The sequence below is a fragment of the Caballeronia telluris genome, assembly GCF_001544495.1.
Classification (GTDB): Bacteria; Pseudomonadota; Gammaproteobacteria; order Burkholderiales; family Burkholderiaceae; genus Caballeronia; species Caballeronia telluris.
In genome coordinates, this window is the sequence record NZ_FCNZ02000018.1 from 123,342 (window position 1) to 130,238 (window position 6,897).

Consider the following 6,897-nt stretch of genomic DNA (forward strand, 5'->3'; position numbering starts at 1 on the left):
TTTGTTACATTACGGTCAACTTCTTTGGAAGTACCCGGCGGGGACGTCAACACACTGGCGTTAGAACAGTGACCTTGCCAAACAGTCTCAACATCCTTGGAGATCATTTCAATGAAAAAGTCGCTTCTCGCTCTGGCAGCACTGGGCACGTTTGCGGGTGCCGCTCAAGCACAAAGCAGCGTGACGCTGTACGGCATCATCGACGCTGGCTTCGTCTACAACAACAACCAAGCCGGCCAAAAGCTGTACTCGCTGAACAGCGGCAACCTGCAAGGCAGCCGTTGGGGCCTGCGTGGTACGGAAGATCTGGGCGGCGGCCTGAAGGCCGTGTTCGTGTTGGAAAACGGCTTCAACGTGATGAACGGCCGTCTGGGCCAGGGCGGCGACGAGTTCGGCCGTCAGGCATACGTCGGTCTGTCGACGAGCCAGTTCGGTACGGTCACGCTGGGTCGTCAGTACGACTCCGTCGTCGACTTCACCGGCGCATTGGAAGTCGGTAGCCAGTGGGCGACGTACTTCGGCGCGCACCCGGGCGACCTGGACAACATGAACAACTCGAATCGCGTGAACAACGCGGTCAAGTACACGAGCGCAAACTACGCCGGCTTCACGTTCGGCGGCCTGTACAGCCTGGGCGGCAACGCCGGCCAGTTCAACCGCAACCAGATCTGGTCGCTGGGTGTTGGCTATAACCGCGGCCCGCTGCAATTGGGCGCCGGCTACTTGAACGTCAAGGACCCGAACTACTCGTTCTTCGGCAACAACGCGACGTCGAACACCACGACGACCGCAACGGGATCGTCGAACATGGCCGGCAGCCGCGTGTACTCGGGCTACGCTTCGGCGCATACGCAAGAAGTGATCTCGGCTGGCGCCGCTTACACGTTCGGCGCAGCAACGGTCGGCGCGACGTACAGCAACACGCAGTTCAAGGATGTCGGCACGGAAGGCGGTGCTGGCCTGAACCAGTTCGGAAACTTCGGCACCGCCAAGTTCCACAACGCCGAAATCAACTTCAAGTATCAGTTGACGCCGGCGCTCTTGCTGGGCGCGGCTTACGACTACACGAAGGGTTACGGCATCAACGACGCGAAGTACCACCAAGCCATGCTTGGCACGGACTACTTCCTGTCGAAGCGCACGGACTTCTACGTTGCAGGCGTCTACCAGCACGCAATCGGCACGGATTCGACCAGGACCGCAGCAGTTGCGAACATCAACGGCCTGTCGCCGTCGACGACGTCGAACCAGGTTGCCGCGATCGTCGGTATCCGCCACAAGTTCTAATAAGTCTGAATAAAGCAGTACCCGCTTGGAAAGGCGCCTTCGGGCGCCTTTTTTTATGCGCTTTCGTTGCGACAACGCAACAAAAAAGCCTCCGCGTCTCACGACGCGAAGGCTTTTTACTCGCACTCGATGCAGCTTCTACGCCTTGCCGTCGCGCAGTTCCCGCCTCAGGATCTTGCCGACATTGCTCTTCGGCAGATCGCCGCGGAATTCGATGATGCGCGGCCGCTTGTAACCCGTCAGCTGGTCTTTGCAAAACGCCATCACGTCGGCTTCTGTCAGGCTCTGGTCCTTCTTGACGATGAAGAGCTTCACCGCCTCGCCCGAGTTCTGATCCTTCACGCCGACCGCCGCGACTTCGAACACGCCCGGCAGTTTCGCCACCACATCCTCGATCTCGTTCGGATACACGTTGAAGCCCGATACGAGAATCATGTCCTTCTTCCGGTCGACGATCTTCACGTAGCCGCGCTCGTCCATCACGCCGACATCGCCCGATTTGAAGAAGCCATCCGGCGTCATGACCTTGGCCGTTTCATCCGGCCGGTTCCAATAGCCCGCCATGACTTGCGGTCCGCGAATGCAGATTTCACCGGCGGCGCCGGGCGGGAGTTCGTTGTCGTCGTCGTCGCGGATCGAAATGTCCGTCGACGGGAACGGCAGGCCGATCGTCCCCGTGTATTCGGTCGCGGTCACCGGATTGCAGGTCACGCAAGGCGACGTCTCCGACAACCCGTAGCCCTCGATGATCGGCGCGCCCGTGGTCTCGAACCAGCGCTTCGCCACCGCTTCCTGCACGGCCATGCCGCCGCCGTTCGCCGCGATCAGCTTCGAGAAGTCGAGACTCGCAAAATCCGGATGATTCAACAACGCGTTATAGAGCGTGTTGACAGCGGGGAACGTGTTGATCGGAATGCCCTTCAGCTCCTTGATCGTGCCCGCGATGTCCCGCGGATTCGGGATCAGCACGCCGAGGCCGCCGGTGCGGATCGTGAGCAGTCCGCAGACCGTCAGCGCGAAGATGTGATAAAGCGGCAGCGCGACGACGCACACGAACTGGTCGATATCCGGCCGCTTCTTGCGCGCCGGATCGAGCCACACTTCCGACTGCAACACGTTCGCGATGAGGTTTCGGTGCAGGAGCGTCGCGCCTTTCGCGACGCCGGTGGTGCCGCCCGTGTACTGGAGGAACGCGACGTCGTCGGGATTCTGCTCGACCGGCTGCAGCGTCGCGCGCGCGCCTTGTGCGAGCGCGTCGTTGAAGGGGATGTGGCCCGGCAGATGCCACTGCGGCACCATTTTCTTCACGCGACGCACGACGAAATTGACGACGAGACCCTTGATTCCCATCAGGTCGCCCATCGCCGCCACGACGACGTGCTTGATCGACGTGTTCTGCACCACCGCCTGCAGGGTCTTCGCGAAGTTTTCCAGCAGCACGATGGCTTCGGCGCCGCAGTCCTTCAACTGATGTTCGAGCTCGCGCGGCGTATAGAGCGGATTCACGTTCACGACGATATACCCGGCGCGCAAGACGGCTGCGATCGCGACCGGATATTGCAGCACGTTCGGCATCATCAATGCGATGCGCGCGCCGGGCTTCAGCCCGCGCGACTGGAACCACGCTGCGAGCTTTCGCGACATCGCGTCGAGCTCGGCGTAGGTGATCGACTGGCCCATGCAGAGGAACGCGCGCCGATCGCGATTCTTGCGAAAACTGTCCTCGAGCAGTTGCGAAACCGAGCGGTACGCCGAAGCGTCGATCTCCGCGGGCACGCCAGCCGGATAGGACTTCAGCCAGATTTTTTCCATTCGGCGTCTCCTTTATATATTTTTGAATGGTCGTGCGGAAATCGAATGCTAACGGCTCGACTTCGTTATCACAACCGGGTTAGACGCCACCTTCCACTTCTTGCAGATACGTCTTCGATTCATGCCGTTCAGTGCGCCGCCTCGACCTCGACGAGGCAATCGTAGAACGTCGCGGAACCGCCCAGATCGGTCAGTGCCTGGCTCGTCACCTGATTGGCGTTGCGCCCGTCCGGCGCGAGCTTCTTCCACCAGATCGACAACCCGACGACCAAGCCTTCCCGCGCGCGATCGGTCACGCGAGCCCGCGCCTGCATCGAGCCGCGATCGTTGTAGATACGCACGATTTCGCCGTCCGCGATCTGGCGCGCATGCGCGTCGGCCGGATGGATGTCGACATGCGGCTCTCCCTCCGTCGAACGCAGGCTCTCCACGTTCACGAAACTGCTGTTCAGGAAATTGCGCGCCGGCGGCGAAATCATCGCGAGCGGAAAGCGCGCGGCGAGTTCCGGAGCGCCATCGGCGGATTCGTATGGCGGCAGATAATCCGGCAGCGGGTCGCGCCCCTCTTTCTCCAGCCGCTCGCTGTAGAACTCGCATTTGCCCGACGGCGTGCGAAATCCGCCATTCGCAAACGGCGCCTCGGGCAGCTTCAGTTGCGCCCAGCCATTTGCCTTCAGCGTTTCCCAGCTCTGGCCCGCGAGCGCCGGGTCGTCCCAGCGGAGCGCGTTCGCGGCAATCTGCTCATCCGTTTCGAAGAGGGCGGGATGGGTCAGGCCCATCGCCCGCGCGAGTCCGCGGAAAATGTCGGTGTTCGCTCGCGAGTCGCCGACCGGCGCGATCGCGGGGATGTTTGCCATCACGTGCGTGTGTCCGTACGACTTGTGGACGTCCAGGTGTTCGAGTTGCGTCGTCGCGGGCAGGACCAGGTCGGCGTAGTCGGCGGTGTCGGTCTGGAAGTGTTCGAGCACGATGGTGAACAGGTCCTCGCGCGCAAAGCCCGCCGCGACCTTCTCGGAATCCGGCGCGACCGCGACCGGATTCGAGTTGTAGACGATCAGCGCCTCGACCTTCGGGCCGAAAGCGGCGTCGCCGGGATGCAGCAGCGCATCGCCGATCGCGTTCATGTTGATCAGGCGCGGCAGTTTCGACGGCCAGCCCGGCAGCAAGTCCTGCCGCTCGAGCGCGCCGGAATTGACAGGCGCCCACCCCGACGACGACAGCAGAACGCCGCCCGAGCGCTCGCGCCATGCGCCCGTCAGCGAAGGCAGGCTCGCGATTGCGCGGACCGCGTTGCCGCCGCCGCGCACGCGTTGCATGCCGTAGTTGAGCCGGATCGACGCCTTTCTGGTCGCGCCGAACGCGCGGGCCAGATCGACGACCACCTGTTCCTCGATGCCGCAGATCTGCGCGGCGCGCGCCGGCGGATACTCGGCGGCACGCGCTTTCAACGGCTCGAACCCGAGTGTGTGGGCATCGATGTAGTCGCGATCGATCAGGTTTTCGCGAATCAGCACGTGGATCATCGCGAGCGCAAGCGCGGCGTCAGTGCCGGGCCTGAGCGCGATGTGCTGATGACACTTGTCCGCGGTGAGCGAGCGATAAGGGTCGATCGCGATGAGTTTGGCGCCGCGGCGCTTCGCTTCCTGCGCGCGCGTCCAGAAATGAAGATTCGACGCGATCGGGTTCGAGCCCCAGATCAGGATCAGCTCACTTTCCTCGAAGTACTCGGTATGCATGCCGAGGCTCGCGCCGTACGTGTATCGGAGGCCCGCCGCGCCGGCTGCGGCGCAGATCGTGCGATCGAGTCGCGACGCGCCGAGCGCATTGAAAAACCGCGCGGCGATGCTTTCGCCCTGCACGAGACCCATCGTGCCCGCGTAGCTGTAGGGCAGGATCGCTTCGGGCGCCCGGGCCGCGATTGGCTTCAGGCGCTCGGCGGCGTAGCGCAGTGCTTCATCCCAGCCGATCGCTTCGAACCGGCCTTCGCCTTTGCATCCGATGCGTCGAAGCGGCGTCAGCAGCCGATCGCGATGATGCGTGCGCTCCGCATAGCGCGAGACTTTCGTGCAGAGCACGCCTTGCGTGGGCGGGTGATCGGGGTCGCCCGTCACCTTCACGGCCTTGCCGTCCTTCACGGTGACGCGCATCGCGCAGGTGTCGGGACAGTCGTGCGGACAAACGGCACGGGCGAATTCGGCGGGAGCAGTGGGGGCATTCATGCGGACGTCCGGTAGAAAACACACAGATCTAGGCTAGTTCGCCGATTTTATTACGGCTGGCCGTGGGGTAGCGGTCCGATCGATTAAATTGTCGCGGCGTAAAATGGTCTTAAGCGCGCGCCGCATTCAGCGCATTCCTTCTGTTCAGCGAGACCCGTTCCATGAACCTGATTCCAGAAATCGAAGCAGCGCACGACGAGATCAAGGCACTCCGACGAACGATCCACGCGCATCCGGAACTCCGCTACGAAGAAGTCGGCACCGCGCAGCTGGTCGCCGAAAACCTGGAGCGCTGGGGCGTGACCGTTCATCGCGGAATTGGCAAGACCGGCGTTGTCGGTGTGCTCAAGCGCGGTTCCAGCAAGGCGGCCATCGGCCTTCGGGCCGATATGGACGCGCTGCCCATCCAGGAACTCAACACCTTCGATCATCGCTCGACCAATCCCGGCCGGATGCATGCTTGCGGGCACGATGGTCACACTGCCATGCTGCTCGGCGCGGCGAAGCATCTGGCGCAGCACGGCAGATTCGACGGCACAGTGGTGTTCATATTCCAGCCTGCGGAGGAAGGCGGCGCGGGCGCGCGGGCGATGATCGAAGACGGACTCTTTCAACGCTTTCCCGTCGATGCGGTCTTCGGAATTCATAACTGGCCTGGCATTCCGGCCGGCCAGTTCGGCGTGACCGAGGGGCCGATCATGGCCTCCAGCAACGAATTTCGCATCAAGATCCGCGGCACGGGTTCGCACGCCGCGCTTCCGCATAACGGACACGACCCCGTCTTCACGGCCGTGCAGATTGCAAACGGACTGCAAGGCATCATTACGCGCAACAAGAAGCCCATCGACACAGCCGTTCTTTCGATCACGCAAATTCACGCTGGCGATGCGATGAATGTCGTCCCGGACGAAGCGTGGCTGGGGGGCACTGTGCGAACGTTCTCCGTGGAGACGCTCGATCTGATCGAAGATCGCATGCGCAAGATCGTCGCATCGACGGCGGCTGCGTACGACTGCGAAGTCGAGACGTACTTCCACCGCAACTATCCGCCGACGATCAATGATTCGGAGCAGGCTCGATTTGCCGCGTCGGTGATGGCAGAGGTGGTGGGCACGGAAAACGTGGACGCATCAGTTGAACCGACCATGGGCGCCGAGGACTTTTCGTTCATGCTTCTGGAAAAGCCAGGGTGTTACGCGTTTTTGGGCAACGGCGAGGGAGGACATCGCGAGTCAGGACATGGCGCGGGGCCTTGCATGCTGCATAACGCGAGTTATGACTTCAATGATGGACTGCTATCCGTCGGGTCGACGTATTGGGTCCGACTGGCTGAGCGTTTTCTGGCTCAATAGGCGCGAATAAGGTTCCTTGAGCGAACTGGACTGGCGTTAGATGCGCCGATCTGCTCGATATTTCGGCCGTACGGATCTTCGTAGACGTATAGTCATTGCACAAAGCAAAAAACCCCACCTTTGCGGGGTGGGGTCTTTGCTTGTCGCATAAGGAGCCTGACGATTACCTACTTTCACACGGGAGATCCGCACTATCATCGGCGTGGAGTCGTTTCACGGTCCTGTTC

General features: G+C 61.9%; 4 protein-coding genes. 2 read left to right on the top strand and 2 right to left on the bottom strand.

Annotated elements, in window-relative coordinates:
* The first annotated feature begins 111 nt into the window (after nt 1-111).
* Nucleotides 112-1,287: a porin gene (locus AWB66_RS22305; protein ID WP_087632346.1), complete on the top strand. Its 1,176-nt coding sequence runs from the start codon at nt 112-114 to the stop codon at nt 1,285-1,287.
* A gap of 138 nt (nt 1,288-1,425) precedes the next feature.
* Here AWB66_RS22305 and AWB66_RS22310 read toward each other — a convergent pair whose 3' ends face one another.
* Both AWB66_RS22310 and AWB66_RS22315 read right to left on the bottom strand, forming a co-directional pair.
* On the bottom strand, nt 1,426-3,099 hold the full coding sequence (locus AWB66_RS22310; RefSeq protein WP_087632347.1) for a long-chain fatty acid--CoA ligase: 1,674 nt from the start codon (nt 3,097-3,099) through the stop codon (nt 1,426-1,428).
* 128 nt (nt 3,100-3,227) lie between these two features.
* The gene (locus AWB66_RS22315; protein ID WP_087632348.1) at nt 3,228-5,318 is read right to left on the bottom strand and encodes a molybdopterin-containing oxidoreductase family protein; all 2,091 of its coding nucleotides are present in this window, start codon (nt 5,316-5,318) and stop codon (nt 3,228-3,230) included.
* A gap of 161 nt (nt 5,319-5,479) precedes the next feature.
* Here AWB66_RS22315 and AWB66_RS22320 point away from each other — a divergent pair, with 161 nt between their 5' ends.
* Nucleotides 5,480-6,670, top strand: coding sequence for a M20 aminoacylase family protein (locus AWB66_RS22320; RefSeq protein WP_087632349.1), 1,191 nt, complete (start codon nt 5,480-5,482; stop codon nt 6,668-6,670).
* The last annotated feature ends 227 nt before the right edge of the window (nt 6,671-6,897 follow it).

Coding starts and splice junctions, on each gene's coding strand:
- AWB66_RS22305 (WP_087632346.1), top strand. CDS start 112: ATGAAAAAGTCGCTTCTCGCTCTGGCAGCACTGGGCACGTTTGCGGGT.
- AWB66_RS22310 (WP_087632347.1), bottom strand. CDS start 3,099: ATGGAAAAAATCTGGCTGAAGTCCTATCCGGCTGGCGTGCCCGCGGAG.
- AWB66_RS22320 (WP_087632349.1), top strand. CDS start 5,480: ATGAACCTGATTCCAGAAATCGAAGCAGCGCACGACGAGATCAAGGCA.
- AWB66_RS22315 (WP_087632348.1), bottom strand. CDS start 5,318: ATGAATGCCCCCACTGCTCCCGCCGAATTCGCCCGTGCCGTTTGTCCG.